Origin of the sequence: Ornithinimicrobium tianjinense (assembly GCF_014636495.1) — a bacterium.
Taxonomy (GTDB): Bacteria; Actinomycetota; Actinomycetes; order Actinomycetales; family Dermatophilaceae; genus Ornithinicoccus; species Ornithinicoccus tianjinensis.
Map to the genome: position 1 here is coordinate 367,266 of NZ_BMEM01000001.1, position 15,380 is coordinate 382,645.

General features: G+C 72.3%; 15 protein-coding genes. 5 read left to right on the top strand and 10 right to left on the bottom strand.

Translation table 11 applies throughout. The features are described from left to right. The first annotated feature begins 6 nt into the window (after positions 1–6). The 3 genes from IEV65_RS01770 to IEV65_RS01780 all read left to right on the top strand — a co-directional run bounded on the left by IEV65_RS01770 (position 7) and on the right by IEV65_RS01780 (position 3,545). Positions 7–462: a VOC family protein gene (locus tag IEV65_RS01770; RefSeq protein ID WP_188427887.1), complete on the top strand. Its 456-nt coding sequence runs from the start codon at positions 7–9 to the stop codon at positions 460–462. A 198-nt stretch (positions 463–660) separates the two neighbouring features. Continuing rightward, a complete protein-coding gene (thiC, locus tag IEV65_RS01775) occupies positions 661–2,202 on the top strand; it encodes a phosphomethylpyrimidine synthase ThiC (RefSeq protein WP_371870156.1) in 1,542 nt (513 codons plus the stop codon). Next, positions 2,199–3,545, top strand: a complete 1,347-nt coding sequence (locus tag IEV65_RS01780; protein ID WP_188427889.1) for an MFS transporter — start codon at positions 2,199–2,201, stop codon at positions 3,543–3,545. The genes thiC and IEV65_RS01780 overlap by 4 nt, the downstream gene beginning before the upstream one ends. 42 nt (positions 3,546–3,587) lie before the next feature. Here the strand turns inward: IEV65_RS01780 and panB are convergent, their stop codons facing one another. The 8 genes from panB to IEV65_RS01820 all read right to left on the bottom strand — a co-directional run bounded on the left by panB (position 3,588) and on the right by IEV65_RS01820 (position 11,790). Continuing rightward, positions 3,588–4,400 (bottom strand): 3-methyl-2-oxobutanoate hydroxymethyltransferase, encoded by an 813-nt coding sequence (panB, locus tag IEV65_RS01785; RefSeq protein ID WP_188427890.1) that lies wholly within the window; start codon positions 4,398–4,400, stop codon positions 3,588–3,590. Between the two features lie 84 nt (positions 4,401–4,484). After that, positions 4,485–4,877 (bottom strand): aspartate 1-decarboxylase, encoded by a 393-nt coding sequence (gene panD / locus IEV65_RS01790; protein WP_188427891.1) that lies wholly within the window; start codon positions 4,875–4,877, stop codon positions 4,485–4,487. Further along, complete coding sequence (gene panC, locus IEV65_RS01795) at positions 4,877–5,734, bottom strand: pantoate--beta-alanine ligase (protein WP_188427892.1); 858 nt, start codon at positions 5,732–5,734, stop codon at positions 4,877–4,879. The genes panD and panC overlap by 1 nt, the downstream gene beginning before the upstream one ends. Continuing rightward, positions 5,731–6,468 (bottom strand): DUF2520 domain-containing protein, encoded by a 738-nt coding sequence (locus tag IEV65_RS01800; RefSeq protein WP_188427893.1) that lies wholly within the window; start codon positions 6,466–6,468, stop codon positions 5,731–5,733. The genes panC and IEV65_RS01800 overlap by 4 nt, the downstream gene beginning before the upstream one ends. Before the next feature lie 154 nt (positions 6,469–6,622). Next, entirely contained in the window at positions 6,623–8,401 is a 1,779-nt protein-coding gene (gene leuA / locus IEV65_RS01805; RefSeq protein WP_188427894.1) for a 2-isopropylmalate synthase, read from the bottom strand. A gap of 436 nt (positions 8,402–8,837) precedes the next feature. Further along, positions 8,838–9,950 carry a glycosyltransferase gene (locus tag IEV65_RS01810; protein ID WP_188427895.1) on the bottom strand — a complete coding sequence of 371 codons (1,113 nt, stop codon included), beginning with the start codon at positions 9,948–9,950 and terminating at the stop codon, positions 8,838–8,840. A gap of 5 nt (positions 9,951–9,955) precedes the next feature. After that, positions 9,956–10,609, bottom strand: coding sequence for a TVP38/TMEM64 family protein (locus IEV65_RS01815; RefSeq protein WP_188427896.1), 654 nt, complete (start codon positions 10,607–10,609; stop codon positions 9,956–9,958). After that, positions 10,606–11,790: a glycosyltransferase gene (locus IEV65_RS01820; protein ID WP_229734787.1), complete on the bottom strand. Its 1,185-nt coding sequence runs from the start codon at positions 11,788–11,790 to the stop codon at positions 10,606–10,608. The genes IEV65_RS01815 and IEV65_RS01820 overlap by 4 nt, the downstream gene beginning before the upstream one ends. 425 nt (positions 11,791–12,215) lie before the next feature. Here IEV65_RS01820 and IEV65_RS01825 point away from each other — a divergent pair, with 425 nt between their 5' ends. Together IEV65_RS01825 and IEV65_RS01830 are read left to right on the top strand one after the other, a co-directional pair. Then, a complete protein-coding gene (locus IEV65_RS01825) occupies positions 12,216–12,566 on the top strand; it encodes a hypothetical protein (RefSeq protein ID WP_188427898.1) in 351 nt (116 codons plus the stop codon). Positions 12,567–12,602: 36 nt separating this feature from the next. Beyond that, positions 12,603–13,340 carry a hypothetical protein gene (locus IEV65_RS01830; protein WP_188427899.1) on the top strand — a complete coding sequence of 246 codons (738 nt, stop codon included), beginning with the start codon at positions 12,603–12,605 and terminating at the stop codon, positions 13,338–13,340. A gap of 21 nt (positions 13,341–13,361) precedes the next feature. Here IEV65_RS01830 and leuD read toward each other — a convergent pair whose 3' ends face one another. Beyond that, positions 13,362–13,961, bottom strand: a complete 600-nt coding sequence (leuD, locus tag IEV65_RS01835) for a 3-isopropylmalate dehydratase small subunit (RefSeq protein WP_188427900.1) — start codon at positions 13,959–13,961, stop codon at positions 13,362–13,364. Then, a complete protein-coding gene (gene leuC, locus IEV65_RS01840) occupies positions 13,961–15,358 on the bottom strand; it encodes a 3-isopropylmalate dehydratase large subunit (protein ID WP_188429375.1) in 1,398 nt (465 codons plus the stop codon). Before leuC ends, leuD begins: the two co-directional genes overlap by 1 nt. Between the last annotated feature and the right edge of the window lie 22 nt (positions 15,359–15,380).

Here is a 15,380-nt window from a genome sequence, read left to right on the forward strand (position 1 = left end):
GACGGTATGGATCAGCGCCTCTCTCTGGTGACGCTCGGTGTGGCCGACATGGACCGCGCCAAGGACTTCTACACGGCCCTCGGGTGGGAGACCGGCCCGTCGCCGGAGCACATCGTCTTCTTCCAGACCGGCGGCATGGTCGTCGCGCTGTGGGAGCGCATGGCGCTGGCCGTCGACTCGGGGATCGACCTCGACGACGAGGACGAGGACACCCCGGGCAGCGAGGGCTGGGGCGGCAAGGTCCTCGGCCTCAACGTCGGCAGCGCCGGCGACGTGGACGAGCAGTTCGCGACCGCCGTGGACGCGGGGGCCACGGTGCTGCGCCGGCCCGCGACCCGCTACTGGGGCGGCTACTCCGGCATCTTCGCCGACCCCGACGGTCACGTCTGGGAGATCGCCCACAACCCCTACTGGACCGTGACCGACGAGGGCCAGACGCTGCTGGGCGACGGCCGGGGCTGACGGGGCGCCGGCGGGCGTCTGCTAGCCTCGCCGGCGCACCACCACAACCACACACCACGGGAGTCCGCACGAGGCGCGGGCTGAGAGGACGGCAGCCGGCCGTCGACCGTCGAACCTGTCCGGATCATGCCGGCGTAGGGAGAGATGACGATGACGTCTGCCCAGCATTCCTGCCACCGCGTCACCACGGGGCCGATCATGGCCAGCCGCAAGGAGCACCAGCACGTCGAAGGTCCCGCGGGCGAGGACCTGCGCGTCCCGGTCCGCCGGATCGGCCTGACCGACGGCACGCACCTCGACGTCTACGACACCTCGGGGCCGTACACGGCATACCTCGAGGACGGCAGCGACCTGCACGACCTGACGGTCGGGACCGTCCGCACCCGGGAGACCTGGACCCACCCCGAGCCGGTCGGCGGCGCCGCCACCCAGCTGGCCTGGGCGCGCGCCGGCACGGTGACGCCGGAGATGGTCTTCGTCGCCGCGCGTGAGGGGTGCGACGTCGAGCTGGTCCGCAGCGAGGTCGCCGCCGGCCGCGCGGTGATCCCGGCCAACCACCGGCACCCGGAGAGCGAGCCGATGATCATCGGCCGCGCCTTCCGCACCAAGGTCAACGCCAACATCGGCAACTCCGTGGTGACCAGCTCGGTCGCCGAGGAGGTCGAGAAGATGGTGTGGGCGACCCGGTGGGGCGCGGACACCGTCATGGACCTGTCGACCGGCGCGGACATCCACGAGACCCGCGAGGCCATCCTGCGCAACAGCCCGGTGCCGATCGGGACGGTGCCGATCTACCAGGCGCTGGAGAAGGTCAAGGGCGATCCCGAGGCGCTCACCTGGGAGATCTACCGCGACACCGTCATCGAGCAGTGCGAGCAGGGGGTGGACTACATGACCGTCCACGCCGGGGTGCTGCGCGCCCACGTGCCGCTCACCTCCGGGCGCGTCACCGGGATCGTGTCCCGCGGCGGCGCGATCATGGCGGCCTGGTGCTTGGCGCACCGGCAGGAGTCCTTCCTCTACACCCACTTCGATGAGCTGTGCGAGATCCTGCGGCGCTACGACGTCACCTTCAGCCTCGGCGACGGCCTGCGCCCCGGCTCGATCGCGGACGCCAACGACGACGCCCAGCTCGCCGAGCTGCGCACCCTCGGCGAGCTGACCCAGGTCGCCCGGAGGTATGGCGTGCAGGTCATGGTGGAGGGGCCCGGCCACGTGCCGATGCACCTCGTCGCGGAGAACGCGCGGCTGGCGCACGAGTGGTGCGACGACGCGCCGTTCTACACCCTCGGCCCGCTCACCACCGACATAGCGCCCGGCTACGACCACATCACCTCCGCCATCGGGGCGGCGATGATCGCCCAGGCCGGGACGGCCATGCTCTGCTACGTCACGCCCAAGGAGCACCTCGGGCTGCCCGACCGCGACGACGTCAAGGTCGGCGTGATCACCTACAAGATCGCCGCGCACGCCGCGGACCTGGCCAAGGGCCACCCGGGTGCGCAGGCGCGCGACGACGCCCTGAGCAAGGCCCGGTTCGAGTTCCGCTGGCACGACCAGTTCGCGCTGGCGCTCGACCCCGACACGGCCCGGGCCTTCCACGACGAGACGCTGCCGGCCGAGCCGGCCAAGACCGCGCAGTTCTGCTCGATGTGCGGCCCGAAGTTCTGCTCGATGAAGATCTCGCAGGACCTCAAGCTGTCCACCCTGTCCACCCCGTCGACCCTGACCGTCCAGTGAGCGCCGAGGCCCGCCGGCGCGCGCGGGTCGCGGCGCTGGTCGGCAGCACGGCCGAGTGGTACGACTACTTCGTCTTCGCGACCGCGTCCGCCCTCGTCCTCGCGCCCCTGTTCTTCCCCGGTGAGGACCGGCTGACCGCCACCCTGGCGTCGTTCGCCGTGCTCGGCGTCGGGTTCCTGGCCCGACCGCTGGGCGGCCTCGTGCTCGGCTCGCTCGGCGACCGGGTCGGCCGGCGACGGGTGCTGCTCCTGTCGCTGTGGACCATGGGGCTGGCGACGACCGCGATCGGGCTGCTCCCGACGGCGGAGGCGGTCGGTCCCCTGGCTCCCGTGCTGCTCGTCGTGCTCCGGCTCGTGCAGGGCTTCGGGGTCGGTGGCGAGTGGGCAGGCGCCGCCCTGGTCGCGGTCGAGAACGCCCCGGCCGACCGCCGCGCCCGCTGGGGCAGCCTGCCGCAGATGGGCGTGGCCCTGGGTGCGGTCCTCGCGACGGCGGTCTTCACGGCTGTGTCGGCGTTGGGCGAGGAGGCGTTGCTCGCCTGGGGCTGGCGGGTGCCCTTCCTGGTCGGGGGTGCCGTGCTCGCGGTCGGCGTCTGGGTCCGCTCACGGCTGACGGAGACGATCGACTTCGCGGACCTGGCAGCGCGGGACGACCTCGCGACGCGACCGGTCGTGGAGGCCTGGCGCACCGACCGTCGCTCCCTCCTGCTCGCCGCCGGCATGCGGCTGGCCGAGAACGTCTGGGGGTATGTCGTGCTCGTCTTCACGGTCTCCTACGTCACCGGCCTCGGCCGGCTGTCGCGCGACACCGTGCTGCTCGGCGTCTCGCTGAGCATCCTGGCCGGTATCGGCTGCTACTGGCTGGCGGCCACGCTGGCCGACCGGGTCGGCCGCAAGCCGGTCTACGTCGCCGGTGGCGCGTTCGGCGTGCTCTTCGCCTGGCCGTTCTTCGAGCTGGTGGGCAGCGACCGGGTCGCCCTCGTCTGGGGCGCGCTCCTCCTCGGCTGGGGGGTCGCCTCGGGCTTCAGCTTCGCGATCCAGCCGGCCTGGTTCACCGAGCTCTTCGGCCGGCGCACCCGTAGCGCCGGCCTGTCGCTCGCCTACAACCTGGCGACGATGATCTCGGGGTTCACCCCCTTCGTGGCGACGGCCCTCCTGGCGGCGGGCGACGGGGAGCCGCACCTCGTCGTCCTGCTGCTGGTCGGCGTCGGGGTGGTGTCGCTCGGGTGCGCCCTGGCCGCCCCGGACCCCTACCGGGACGGGCTGGCAGCGCGTGCGGACTCCACCGGCCGGCGGCGACCCCGGGTGCGGTCACTGTCCTCGGACCTCCATCGCCCTGCAGCGTGATGGGGGTCCCTCCCGGGTGACCGCACGTCGCGGGACGTGACCTCACTCGAGCGTCGACCGGAACGCCTCCATCTCGGCGGGGTCGATGCCGTAGCAGTGCTCCGGTGCGGGGTAGCTGCCGTCCCGCACGTCTGCGGCAAAGGCGGTGAGGGCGGCGACCGCCTGGCGGTGCAGGTCGGCATACCTCCTGACGAAGCGCGCGGAGCCGCCGGAGCCCCAGCCCAGCAGGTCGTGCAGGACGAGCACCTGGCCGTCCGTGGCGGGACCGGCGCCGATGCCGATGGTCACGAGGTCGAGCGACGGGCAGATCGCTGCGGCGACCTCCGCGGGCACCGCCTCGAGGACGACCGAGAAGCAGCCCACCTCCTGCAGTGCTCGCGCCTCCTCGGCGACGCGCCGGGCCGCCGCGGCGGTGCGACCCTGGGCCCTGAAGCCGCCCAGGGCCGTCGCGGTCTGCGGGGTCAGGCCGACGTGGCCCATCACCGGGATGCCGGCCGCGACGATCGCGGCCGCCCGCGCCAGGGGCACGGCGCTGCCGCCCTCGAGCTTCACCGCGTCGCAGCCGCCCTCCTTCACGAAGCGCAGCGCCGTCGCCACCGCCTGCTCGTCGCTGACCTCGTAGGACCCGAAGGGCAGGTCGCCGACGAGCAGCGGGGCGTGCAGTCCCCGACGCGCGGCGCGGGTCAGGACGAGCATCTCGTCCACGGTGACCGGCACGGTGCTGTCGAGGCCGAGGACGGTCATCGCGGCGGAGTCGCCGACGAGGACGACGTCGACGCCCGCCTCCTCGGCCGCCAGGGCCGACGGGAAGTCATAGGCGGTGACCATGACGATCCGGTCGCCGGCCTGCTTCATGGCGGCGAGGTCGGGCAGCGTGAGGCGAGGGCGAACGTGATCGGCCGCGGGCCCGGGGCGTGGGCGCGTCGACACCGGCCCGCCTCAGCGCGCGCCGGTGAGGAGCGTCCCGACCTCGGCGTCCACGTCGACGACGGTGTTGGTTCCCTTCTCGACGTGGACGACCACGGGCTCGTAGGTCGCCAGCTCGGCCCGGTCGTACTGCCCGTAGGAGATGACGATGATCGTGTCGCCGCGGTGGACGAGGCGGGCGGCGGCGCCGTTGACCTTCATCTGTCCCGAGCCGCGCTCGCCGGCGATCGTGTAGGTCTCGAAGCGGGCGCCGTTGTCGACGTTGACGACGCTGACCTGCTCGTGCTCGAGGATGTCCGAGGCCTCGAGCAGGTCCGGGTCGATGGTGATCGAGCCGACGTAGTGCAGGTCGGCGTCCGTCACCGTCGCGCGGTGGATCTTGGACTTGAGCATGGTGCGGAGCATCAGCGGGTCTCCAGGGCGAGGGCGGGGACGGGCAGGTTGTCGATGAGCCGGACGTCGCCGACCCGGGCGGCGACCACGGCCACGCTCGGCCGGCGCGGGTCGTGGGCCGGGGCGAAGGTGTCGGGGTCGACCAGGGCGAGGTACTCGGGGTCCACGCGCATCACCCGCATCCACTGCTGGCCCAGCTGCTCGGCGGCGCGCAGGTCACCGCCCGAGGCCGCCTCGACCGCGACGTCCAGGCCGGCCTTGAGGGCGAGGGCGCGGCGGCGGTCCTCGGGGGCGATGCGCACGTTGCGGCTGGACATCGCCAGCCCGTCCGCCTCCCGCACGGTCGGGGCGGCCTCGATGGTCACCGGCAGGCCGAGGTCGGCCACGAGCCGGCGCACCACCGCCACCTGCTGGGCGTCCTTCTGACCGAACCACGCCACGTCCGGCGAGGCGGCGAGGAGCAGCTTGGTCACCACCGTCGCGACCCCGTCGAAGTGCCCCACACCACGCTGCTCGCCCTCGAGCGGCTCGCTGACGCCGCGCACCTGGACGGTGGTGGCGAAGCCGTGGGGATACATCTCCTCCACCGACGGGGCGAAGAGCAGGTCCGCCCCGGCGCCTGCGGCCAGGGCCGCGTCGCGCGCCTCGTCCCGGGGGTATGCCGTGAGGTCGGCCCGGTCGTCGAACTGGGTCGGGTTGACGAAGACCGAGACCACGACCACGTCGCAGGCGGCCCGGGCCGCTCGGACGAGCGAGAGGTGCCCGTCGTGCAGGGCCCCCATCGTGGGCACGAGCCCGATGCGTCGGCCCTCGGCCCGTGCCGGGGCCAGGGCCGAGCGGAGGTCGGCGACGGTGCGGACGGTTCTCAACGGGGGGCCTCCTGGGCGGCGAGTCGGCGGGTGCGGGTGAGGAGCACGTCATACAGCTCGAGGTCGTCGGGGCAGCGCTCGGCGACGGCGGCGCGCTGGCGGGCGACGGTCTCCTCGTCGCCGCGCGCGACCGGGCCCGTCAGGGCCGACGCGGAGCCGGTGCGGGCCCAGCTCTCGACGGTGGCGCGAACGAGGGGCAGCAGCCGCTCGCGCGGCACCCCGGCGGAGGCCGCGAGGCGCTCGGCGAGGTCCTCGAGGGTCAGGAGGAAGTTGGAGGCGACGGAGGCGGCGGCGTGGTAGGCCGCCCGGTCCGCGTCACGCACGTGGACCGTCAGCATGCCCAGGGCGTCCGCGAGCTGCTCGGCGAGCTCGAGCGCACGGTCGGTGGAGCCGGCGACGGCCGCGGTGGCGCCGGTCAGGTCGGCGCCCTGGCCGGTGACGGTCATGAGCGGGTGCAGGCTGAACGCCTCGTGCGGGGCCAGGACGTCGAGCGTGGTGGCGCCGGAGCAGTGGCCGACGAGGAGACCGTCCCGGGGGGTGAGGGCGGCGGAGGCGTGGGCGACCTGGGCGTCCGGGACGACGAGGAGGACGACCCCGACCTCCTGAGGGTCCGCGCCGCGGCCCAGGGGGCCGGTCACCGACCAGCCCGCGAGGCGCAGGGCCCGGGTCAGCGTGGTCCCGAGGCGTCCGCCACCGACGACCGCGACGCGAGGGCGCACGCCTGTCCGGTCCATCCGTGGCCTCCTCGCTCCGTCGCTCGACCGCGGAGGACTCTAGTTGAGCAATACCCCCACCACGAAATCGACCGGACAGGCGGTAGTGCCACCAGCGGCGCGGCGCGCCATACCGGACGCGCCGTCCTGCCAGCAGGACGGCGCGTCGACGGGGTCAGCGGCGGGTGGGCCGGTTGAGGGCGCTGGTGACCGCGCGGAGGGAGGCAGTGACCGTGCTGGGGTGGATGCCCACGCCCCAGCGCACCTCGCCGTCGACCGCGCACTCCACGTAGGACGCGGCCAGGGCGTCCGAGCCCGAGCTGAGCGCGTGCTCGTGGTAGTCGAGGACGCGGACGTCGACGCCGATGGTGGACAGCGCGTCGGTGAAGGCGGCGATCGGGCCGTTGCCGGTGCCGGAGATGTGCCGCGGCTCGCCCTCGACCGCGACCTCCGCCTCGATCCGGTCGTGCCCGTGCTGCTCGTCGTGGCTGACGGTGTAGTCGGTGCCGACGACGGGGCCGGTGTTGTGGAGGTACTCCTGCTGGAAGCTGTCCCAGATCTGCGCGGGCGTCATCTCGCCGCCCACGTCGTCGGTGCGCTCCTGCACGACCCGGCTGAACTCGATCTGCAGCCGGCGCGGCAGGTCCAGCTTGTGCTCGGTCTTCATCACGTAGGCGACGCCGCCCTTGCCGGACTGGCTGTTGACGCGGATGACGGCCTCGTAGCTGCGGCCCAGGTCCTTGGGGTCGACCGGCAGGTAGGGCACCTCCCAGCGGTAGTCGTCCACGGCCACCCCGGCCGCGGCCGCGTCGCGCTCCAGGGCGTCGAAGCCCTTCTTGATCGCGTCCTGGTGGCTGCCGGAGAAGGCGGTGAAGACCAGGTCGCCGCCGTAGGGGTGGCGCTCGGGCACCGGCAGCTGGTTGCAGTGCTCGACCGTGCGGCGGACCTCGTCGATGTCGGAGAAGTCGATCATCGGGTCGACACCCTGGACGAGCAGGTTCATCCCCAGCGTCACCAGGCACACGTTGCCGGTGCGCTCGCCGTTGCCGAAGAGGCAGCCCTCGATGCGGTCCGCGCCGGCCAGGTAGCCCAGCTCCGCGGCGGCCACGCCCGTGCCGCGGTCGTTGTGCGGGTGCAGCGAGAGGATGACGTTCTCGCGGTGGTTGAGGTGCCGGCTCATCCACTCGATGGAATCGGCATACACGTTGGGGGTGGCCATCTCCACGGTCGCCGGCAGGTTGATGATCACCGGCTTCTCGGGGGTCGGGACGAAGACCTCCATCACCGCGTTGCAGACGCGAACGGCATACTCCAGCTCGGTGCCGGTGAAGGACTCGGGGGAGTACTCGTAGTAGATGTCCGTGTCCGGGTGGTGAGCGCGGAGCTGCTCCTCCTGCTTGACGCAGATGCGGGCGCCCTGGACGGCGATGTCGACGATCTCGTCCTCGCTGGCGTCGAAGACGACGCGCCGCTGCAGGGTCGAGGTGGAGTTGTAGAGGTGCACGATCGCCTGCCGGCAGCCCGCGATCGCCTCGTAGGTGCGCTCGATCAGGTGCTCGCGCGCCTGGGTCAGCACCTGGATCACGACGTCGTCGGGGATCAGGTCCTCCTCGATGAGCATCCGGACGAAGTCGAAGTCGGTCTGGCTCGCGGCCGGGAAGCCGACCTCGATCTCCTTGTAGCCCATCCGGACCAGCAGCTCGAACATGCGGCGCTTGCGGTCCGGGGTCATCGGGTCGATGAGCGCCTGGTTGCCGTCGCGCAGGTCGACCGCGCACCAGCGCGGGGCCTGGGTGATCCGCTTGCTCGGCCAGGTGCGGTCCGGCAGGTCGACCGCGGGGTATGCCGCGTAGCGGCTGACCGGCATGCCGCTCGGCTGCTGGGGGTTGCGGCGGATGATGTGGGTGTCGCCGGGCGCGTCCGTGGACGGGGCGGCGGGGGTGCTGATGCTCATGGGGTCCTGCTCTCTTCTCGCTGGGTGCTGTCGGTGCGGTCCGGGACAGCAGAACTCCGCAGCGAGGGCCGGACCTAGAAGGTCTCGCTGCGGCGCGGAAGGAGGAGCGGAGAAGTCATTGCCCAGAACCATAGCCCACCACCCTGACGCCGGGTCAAGGTGGCCCTCGTCACACACCTGCCGACCGTCCGACCGCCCACACCGCCCGTCCGCCCCCATCTCCCACCGAGCGCGTCACCTGGTTGCCGCGCTCACTCGCTCCGCGCATCGATGTGCAGGGCTGTATCGATGTGCAGGACTGTTGTGTCGCAACGAATGCTCTGGCATTGCTTGTGACACAACAGCCCACGGTCGCCACGATGTCGCCGCAGGTCGCTCTGCGGGCCGGCAGGTCGACGGTGATCTCGGTGCCCGGCTCGAGGTCGCGGGCTGAGCGTCACCGGTTGAGGGTCGCCGGCCGACGCTGACGTCGCGCTGAGCGGCCCCCGCCGTCTCGACGGTGAGGGCCGGCCTCGCTCCGGGCGACCCGCGCCGCGACCAGCTCCCGGTAGATCCCGACCAGCCGCTCCGCCGCGGCCGCGCTGTCGAAGCGGTCCGCGATCCGGCGCGACCGCTCCGCCCACGTCCGGTATGCCGTCTCGTCTTCGCGCAGGTGCACGAGGGCCTCGCCGAAGGTCTCGTCGCGGCAGCGGAGCACGTCGTCGCCGAAGGTGTCGTCGTACTCCGGGATGTCGCGCGCCACGACCGGCAGGCCCACGCCGGCGGCCTCGAGGATGCACATCGGGTGGTTCTCCTGCTCGGCCGGCAGGCAGAAGACGTCGGCGGCCTGCAGATATCGCCTCACCTCGGGGTGCGGGAGCATGTCGGTGAAGACGAGGTTGTCCGGGGCGTCGTCCATCAGGGAGCGCATGGCGCCGTAGTCGGCACCGAGGTGCTTGAACGGGATGCCGCCCACCCACACGAACGTCATCTCCGGGTGCTCGCGGGCCAGCCGGTCGACCAGGTCGACCCGCTTGCGCGGCTGCACCTGACCCACGCCGAGCACCACGAACGCGTCGTCGCGGAAGCCCAGCTCCCGACGCGCGGCAATGCGGTCCTGCGTGGTCGTGCGGTAGGCCGCCATGTCGATGGTGTTGTAGAGGACCTCGATGCGGTCCGGGTCGACGCCGAGCTCGGACTCGAGCGCACGGGCGACCGTCCCGGATACGGCGAGGACCGTGTCGGCGCGCCGGTAGAACCACCGCATGTAGAGGCGGGCGGCCGGACGCCACCAGCGTGCCCCGCGCAGCGAGCCGACGAGCGAGTCGGGCACGACGTGCGCGGAGACCACGGTGGGCGCGCGCGGGTCGAGGAGCTTGCGCCATACCCGCGTGCCCAGGGTGTGCAGGTGGTAGACGCCGCAGTCGACGCGCTCGCCGTAGCGGCCGCGGACGACGGACACGTCGTCGCGACGCTCCAGCGCGGTGGCCAGCTCGACGTAGGCGGTGTGCACGCCGTGCCCCTGCACGGAGACGTCGCTCTCGCTCGCCATGTTGACGACCAGGCTCATCGCGCTCACCCCGCCAGCCACGGGATCCAGCGGGACAGGAGCGTCAGAACGCCGAAGGTGTAGACGATCAGCGCCCACGGCTTGAGCAGCAGGATGATCACCACGAAGGTGCGCCACCGCATGCGGGAGAGCCCGGCCAGGTAGCAGAGCAGGTCGTCCGGCGCGACGGGCAGCGCGATCGCGACCGCGAACCAGCGGGTGAAGTGCTGGTGCTGGAGCCAGCCGAGCCAGCGCTCGACCGTCGCGGTGCGGAAGCGCGCGAGCAGCAGGTCCTGGCCGACGTGGCGGGAGAGCGCGAAGACGAGCATCGAGCCGAGGGAGGTCGCGGCGTAGGCGACCAGGACGCCGACCACCGGCCCGAAGAGGATCGGGGCGGCCATGATCGTCGCGGAGCCGGGAAGGACGGGGAAGACCGCCTCGCCCGCGCCGACGAGCGCGTAGACGACGGGCGCGAGCGGCCCGAAGCCGTCGACGGTGTCCTGCAGCGCCGACACCGACGTCAGGGCCCCCGACTGGAACCCCCAGACGACCATCGCGACCAGTTCGACCCAGCCCACGACCGCGACCCGGCGCGACCAGCGCAGGAAGGCGGCTGCCGTGGGAGGCGGGGGTGGGGACGGCCGGTGGGTCGACGCCCGCTCGAGCCGTGCGGTGGTCATGCCGCCCACCTCGCCGTGCCGGCGGCACTGATCGCCCGGTCATAGGCCGCGCCGACGGCGGCGGCGAAGGTGTCGCGCCCCGAGCGGGCCGCGCTGCGGACCGCGCCCTCGCTCCAGCGCTCTCGCAGGTCGGGGTCGCGCAGGAGGTCTGTCAGCGTGCGGGTGAACTCCTCGGGCGTGGTGTAGGTGCGGCCGTTGACGTCGTCCACGACGACACCGTCTACCGAGGCGTCGTCGCGGCACAGGACGGGTATGCCGCTGGCCAGGGCCTCGAGGTAGGTCAACCCCTGGGTCTCGCTGCGCGAGACGGAGACGAAGACGTCGGCGAGCCGGTAGAAGTCCGGGACCCGCGCAGGCTCGATGGCCCCGACGAAGCGCACCCGGGGCGTCAGGCCGAGCCGCTCGACCTGCCGGCGCAGCGCGCCGGCCTGCGGCCCGTCGCCGGCCACGACCAGCTGCCACGGCTCGTGCACGGTGGCCAGCAGGTCGATCACCTCGGCGGTGTTCTTCTCCGCCGCCAGCCGGCCGAGGCTGAGGACCACGGGCACGCCCGGCGTCAGGTCCAGCGAGGCGCGCAGGTCCTCCGACCCCGGGCCCGGGGTGAAGCGGGTGAGGTCGATGCCGGTGGGGACCACGCACACCGGCGCGCGGACGCCATACCCGCGCAGGAGCGTCTCGATCTTGGCGGTCGGGGCGATGACCAGGTCCGTGCGGTTGAGGGTCTTGCGCGCGAACCGGGCGACCAGGGCGCGGCCGGTGCGCTCGTGCGGGAAGAAGTAGTGCGTGTAGTCGGCGTAGAGCGTGTGGTAGGTGTGCAGGTGCGGGACGTCCAGCCGGTGCGCGAGCCGCCGCGCCCACCAGAACGCGACGAACTCCGTGTGCGAGTGCAGCACCTCGGGACGCCAGGCGACCAGGTCGGCCCACAGGTCCCGGTCGACCGGGCGGCCCAGCCGGGCGTGCGGGTAGATGTGGCTCGCGTCCAGCGACGGCAGCCGGTAGACCTCGCCGTCGAAGGTGGTGCGGCGGGTGGGTCCGACGGTCAGGACGCGGACCTCGTGACCGGCCTCGACCAGGCCCTTGCGCAGCTCGTCGATCGAGGTCACGACCCCGTTGACGGTCGGGCGGTAGGAGTCGGTGAGCAGCAGGACCCGACGGGCGCGCGCGGCGGTGGTTCGAGGCACACCCGCATCGTGTCGGGAGCCGCCCCGGTGCGTCATCGACCGTCGGTGTTCGAGGGCGAAGACCACGGTCTGATGTGTGTCAGCTCGGTCTCCGCCGACGGGATGAGGCTGTGCGTCCATGCGCCCAGCCTCGTCCGGGGCAGGGCCGCGAACGATGGTGCGACCCGCCCGACCGCACGGGGGTTAACCCGATCGCCGTCCGCCGTTCAGCAACAACCCCGGCAGGCCGCAGGGAAGGACCAGCACGCCGAGCACCGCGCGCGGTGTGCATATCGTTGTTCTGATGCCCAGCAGCGGGGCGATGGTGCTCTGCACGTCGCGGCTCTCGCGCTGACAGCACGCAGGACGAGGTCCCGCCGCTGGACGAGATCTGGTGGCTCGTCAACGCCAACGCCGCCGCCGCCGAGTCGGTCACCTACCACGTCGTGGAGCCGATCTTCGGTGTCCCGCTCGAGGCGACGTTCACCGGCCGCCCCGACTCCCCGAGCTACGGGATGGATGTCGACTTCGCCGGCATGACGGTGGAGGGCGTGGTCGCCGACGGTGTCTACTACGTCCGGGCCGACGAGGCTTTCTGGCAGGAGGCCGGCTACGCCGACGTCGCCGCCGACGGGGCGTCGGCGATGGAGGGCATCAGCTTCCCTGCGCTCTGGAGCGAGCTGGTGACGAAAGCCCTGGTCGGCGGATACCTCGACACGACGGTCGCCGAGCTGACCGAGCTGGACGGCACCGCCGCCTACCACTACGTGACCGAGAAGCAGGGGCGAGAGTTCTGAGTCACCGCAGAGGGGGAGCCGAGGCTCCTCCGCGCGGTGGGCGAGGGTGGCATCGAGGTCACCACGACCGGCTGGGACGCGACCGAGGTGCCCGCCGCCCCCGACGACGCGATGACGCTCACGGGGGAGCCAGCCCCACCCGCGCCAGAGCCGGAGGACGGAGAGGCTCCGGACGTCCCGGACGGCGAGGTGCCGTCAGTGGAGAAGATCTGGCCCACGGTCGTGGAGCGGGCACGGTCGGCCAGCTCGGTCACCAGCAGCTCGGTGGAGGCCGGTACCTATGAGCCGCGCACCCAGATCATCACGGGCCAGACCGACGACTCCAACGTCGAGCAACGGTCCCTGGTGAACGGCAAGGCCAGCACGGAGCGTCTCGTCGACGGGGTCACCTACCTCAAGGGGGACGTGGCCTACTGGGACAGCGCCATCGAGCTCGCCGACCGGTGGCTCATCAAGCCTGACGAGGGCAGCCCTCTGCTGTTCACGCCCTCCCAGGAGATCGAGGACCTGCTCGCATGGGTGGGGCCAGCCGAGGGGACAGAGATGGTCCGGGCGGAGCTGACGACCTTCCGGGGAGCGCCGGCCTACTGTTACACCCTGGTCACCGCGGACGACGACCCCCGACAGGTCTGGGTCTCGGCCGAGAAGGAGCCACGGCTGCTCATGGTCGCCATCGACCAGGGAGGCGACGAGTGGGGGGTCTACACACTCACCGACTGGGACAGAGTCGAGCCGGTCATCGCTCCGGAGGGGGCTGTGCCGCTCGGCCAGTGACCGGTTGACGTGGACGTGCTGCTAGTCGACGGCGGGGGTGACGACCGGCTTCCAGCTCGGCCGGGCGGCCTCGTAGGCGCTGATCTCGTCCTCGTGCTGGAGCGTGAGGGAGATGTCGTCCAGGCCGTTCTCGAGGCGCCAGGCGACGTAGTCGTCGACCTGGAAGGTCGCCACGATGTCGCCGCAGGTCACGCTGCGGGCCGGCAGGTCGACGGTGATCTCGGTGCCCGGCTCGGCCTCGAGCTGCTTCCAGATCAGCTCGATGTCACCCTGCTCGAGCTGCGCGGTGAGCAGCCCGCCCTTGCCGGAGTTGCCGCGGAAGATGTCGGCGAACTTCGAGGAGAGCACGGCCCGGAAGCCGTACTGCTGCAGCGCCCACACCGCGTGCTCGCGCGAGCTGCCCGTCCCGAAGTCGGGACCGGCGACGAGGACCGAGCCCGCGGCATACCCGGGCTGGTTGAGCACGAAGCCGGGGTCCTCGCGCCAGCGCGCGAAGAGCCCGTCCTCGAACCCGGTCCGGGAGACCCGCTTGAGGTAGTGCGCCGGGATGATCTGGTCGGTGTCGACGTTCGAGCGCCGCAGCGGGACCCCGACGCCGGTGTGCGTGGTGAACTTCTCCATCAGGCCATGACCTCCTCGGCCAGGTCGGCGGGCGAGGACAGGGTGCCGCGCACGGCGGTCGCGGCGGCGACCGCGGGGGAGACCAGGTGCGTGCGGCCCCGGGCGCCCTGCCGGCCCTCGAAGTTGCGGTTGGACGTTGAGGCGCAGCGCTCCTCGGGGGCGAGCTGGTCGGGGTTCATGCCCAGGCACATCGAGCACCCGGCCAGGCGCCACTCGCCGCCGGCCTCGGTGAAGACCGTGTCGAGCCCCTCCTCCTCGGCCTGGAGGCGCACGGAGTGCGAGCCGGGCACCACCAGCAGCCGGACCCCGTCCGCGACGTGGCGGCCACGCAGCACCTCGGCAGCCAGGCGGAGATCCTCGATGCGTCCGTTGGTGCACGAGCCCAGGAAGACCGCGTCCACCCCGACCTCGCGCATCGGCGTGCCGGCGGTCAGACCCATGTAGTCCAGGGCCCGGCGGGCGGCGTCCTTGCTGTCGTCGTCGCCGAAGGACTCCGGGTCCGGCACGGCCTCGCCCAGCTGGACGGACTGGGCCGGGTTGGTGCCCCACGTGACGTATGGCGTCAACGTCGCGGCGTCGAGGTGCACCTCGGCGTCGAAGACGGCGCCCTCGTCGCTGGGCAGCTGGCGCCACGCCTCGACGGCGGCGTCCCAGTCGGCCCCCTGCGGGGCGTGCGGACGGCCCTTGAGGTAGTCGAAGGTCTTCTCGTCCGGGGCGACCATCCCGGCCCGCGCCCCCGCCTCGATCGACATGTTGCAGATCGTCATCCGGCCCTCCATCGACAGGCCCCGGATGGCTGAGCCGCGGTACTCCAGCACGTAGCCCTGCCCGCCGCCGGTGCCGATCCGGTTGATGACCGCCAGGATGATGTCCTTCGCGCCGACGCCGGCGGGCAGCTCGCCCTCCACGGTGATCGCCATCGTCCGGAAGGGCTTGAGCGGCAGCGTCTGGGTGGCCATCACGTGCTCGACCTCGGAGGTGCCGATGCCGAAGGCCAGGGCGCCGAACGCGCCGTGGGTGGAGGTGTGGGAGTCGCCGCACACGATCGTCATACCGGGCTGGGTCAGACCCAGCTCCGGGCCGATCACGTGCACGATGCCCTGGCCGCGACGACCGCGCTCGTGGTGCACGATCCCGAACTCGGCGCAGTTGGCCTTCAGCGCCTCCAGCTGGGTGCGCGAGACGGGGTCGGTCACCGGGCCGAGCGTGGTCGGCACGTTGTGGTCCTCGGTCGCGACCGTCAGGTCGGGGCGGCGCACGGGGCGCCCGGCCATCCGCAGGCCGTCGAAGGCCTGGGGGCTCGTGACCTCGTGGATGAGGTGCAGGTCGATGTAGAGAAGGTCGGGCTCGCCCTCGGCAGAGCGGACGACGTGCTGCGCCCACAGCTTCTCGGCCATCGTGAGTCCGGCCACTGGACCT

What these genes read in the sequence shown, in the direction of transcription:
- IEV65_RS01770 (WP_188427887.1), top strand. Translation starts at nt 7, where the DNA reads ATGGATCAGCGCCTCTCTCTGGTGACGCTCGGTGTGGCCGACATGGAC.
- thiC (WP_371870156.1), top strand. Translation starts at nt 661, where the DNA reads ATGGCCAGCCGCAAGGAGCACCAGCACGTCGAAGGTCCCGCGGGCGAG.
- panB (WP_188427890.1), bottom strand. Translation starts at nt 4,400, where the DNA reads ATGAAGCAGGCCGGCGACCGGATCGTCATGGTCACCGCCTATGACTTC.
- panD (WP_188427891.1), bottom strand. Translation starts at nt 4,877, where the DNA reads ATGCTCCGCACCATGCTCAAGTCCAAGATCCACCGCGCGACGGTGACG.
- IEV65_RS01800 (WP_188427893.1), bottom strand. Translation starts at nt 6,468, where the DNA reads ATGGACCGGACAGGCGTGCGCCCTCGCGTCGCGGTCGTCGGTGGCGGA.
- leuA (WP_188427894.1), bottom strand. Translation starts at nt 8,401, where the DNA reads ATGAGCATCAGCACCCCCGCCGCCCCGTCCACGGACGCGCCCGGCGAC.
- IEV65_RS01810 (WP_188427895.1), bottom strand. Translation starts at nt 9,950, where the DNA reads ATGAGCCTGGTCGTCAACATGGCGAGCGAGAGCGACGTCTCCGTGCAG.
- IEV65_RS01815 (WP_188427896.1), bottom strand. Translation starts at nt 10,609, where the DNA reads ATGACCACCGCACGGCTCGAGCGGGCGTCGACCCACCGGCCGTCCCCA.
- leuD (WP_188427900.1), bottom strand. Translation starts at nt 13,961, where the DNA reads ATGGAGAAGTTCACCACGCACACCGGCGTCGGGGTCCCGCTGCGGCGC.
- leuC (WP_188429375.1), bottom strand. Translation starts at nt 15,358, where the DNA reads ATGGCCGAGAAGCTGTGGGCGCAGCACGTCGTCCGCTCTGCCGAGGGC.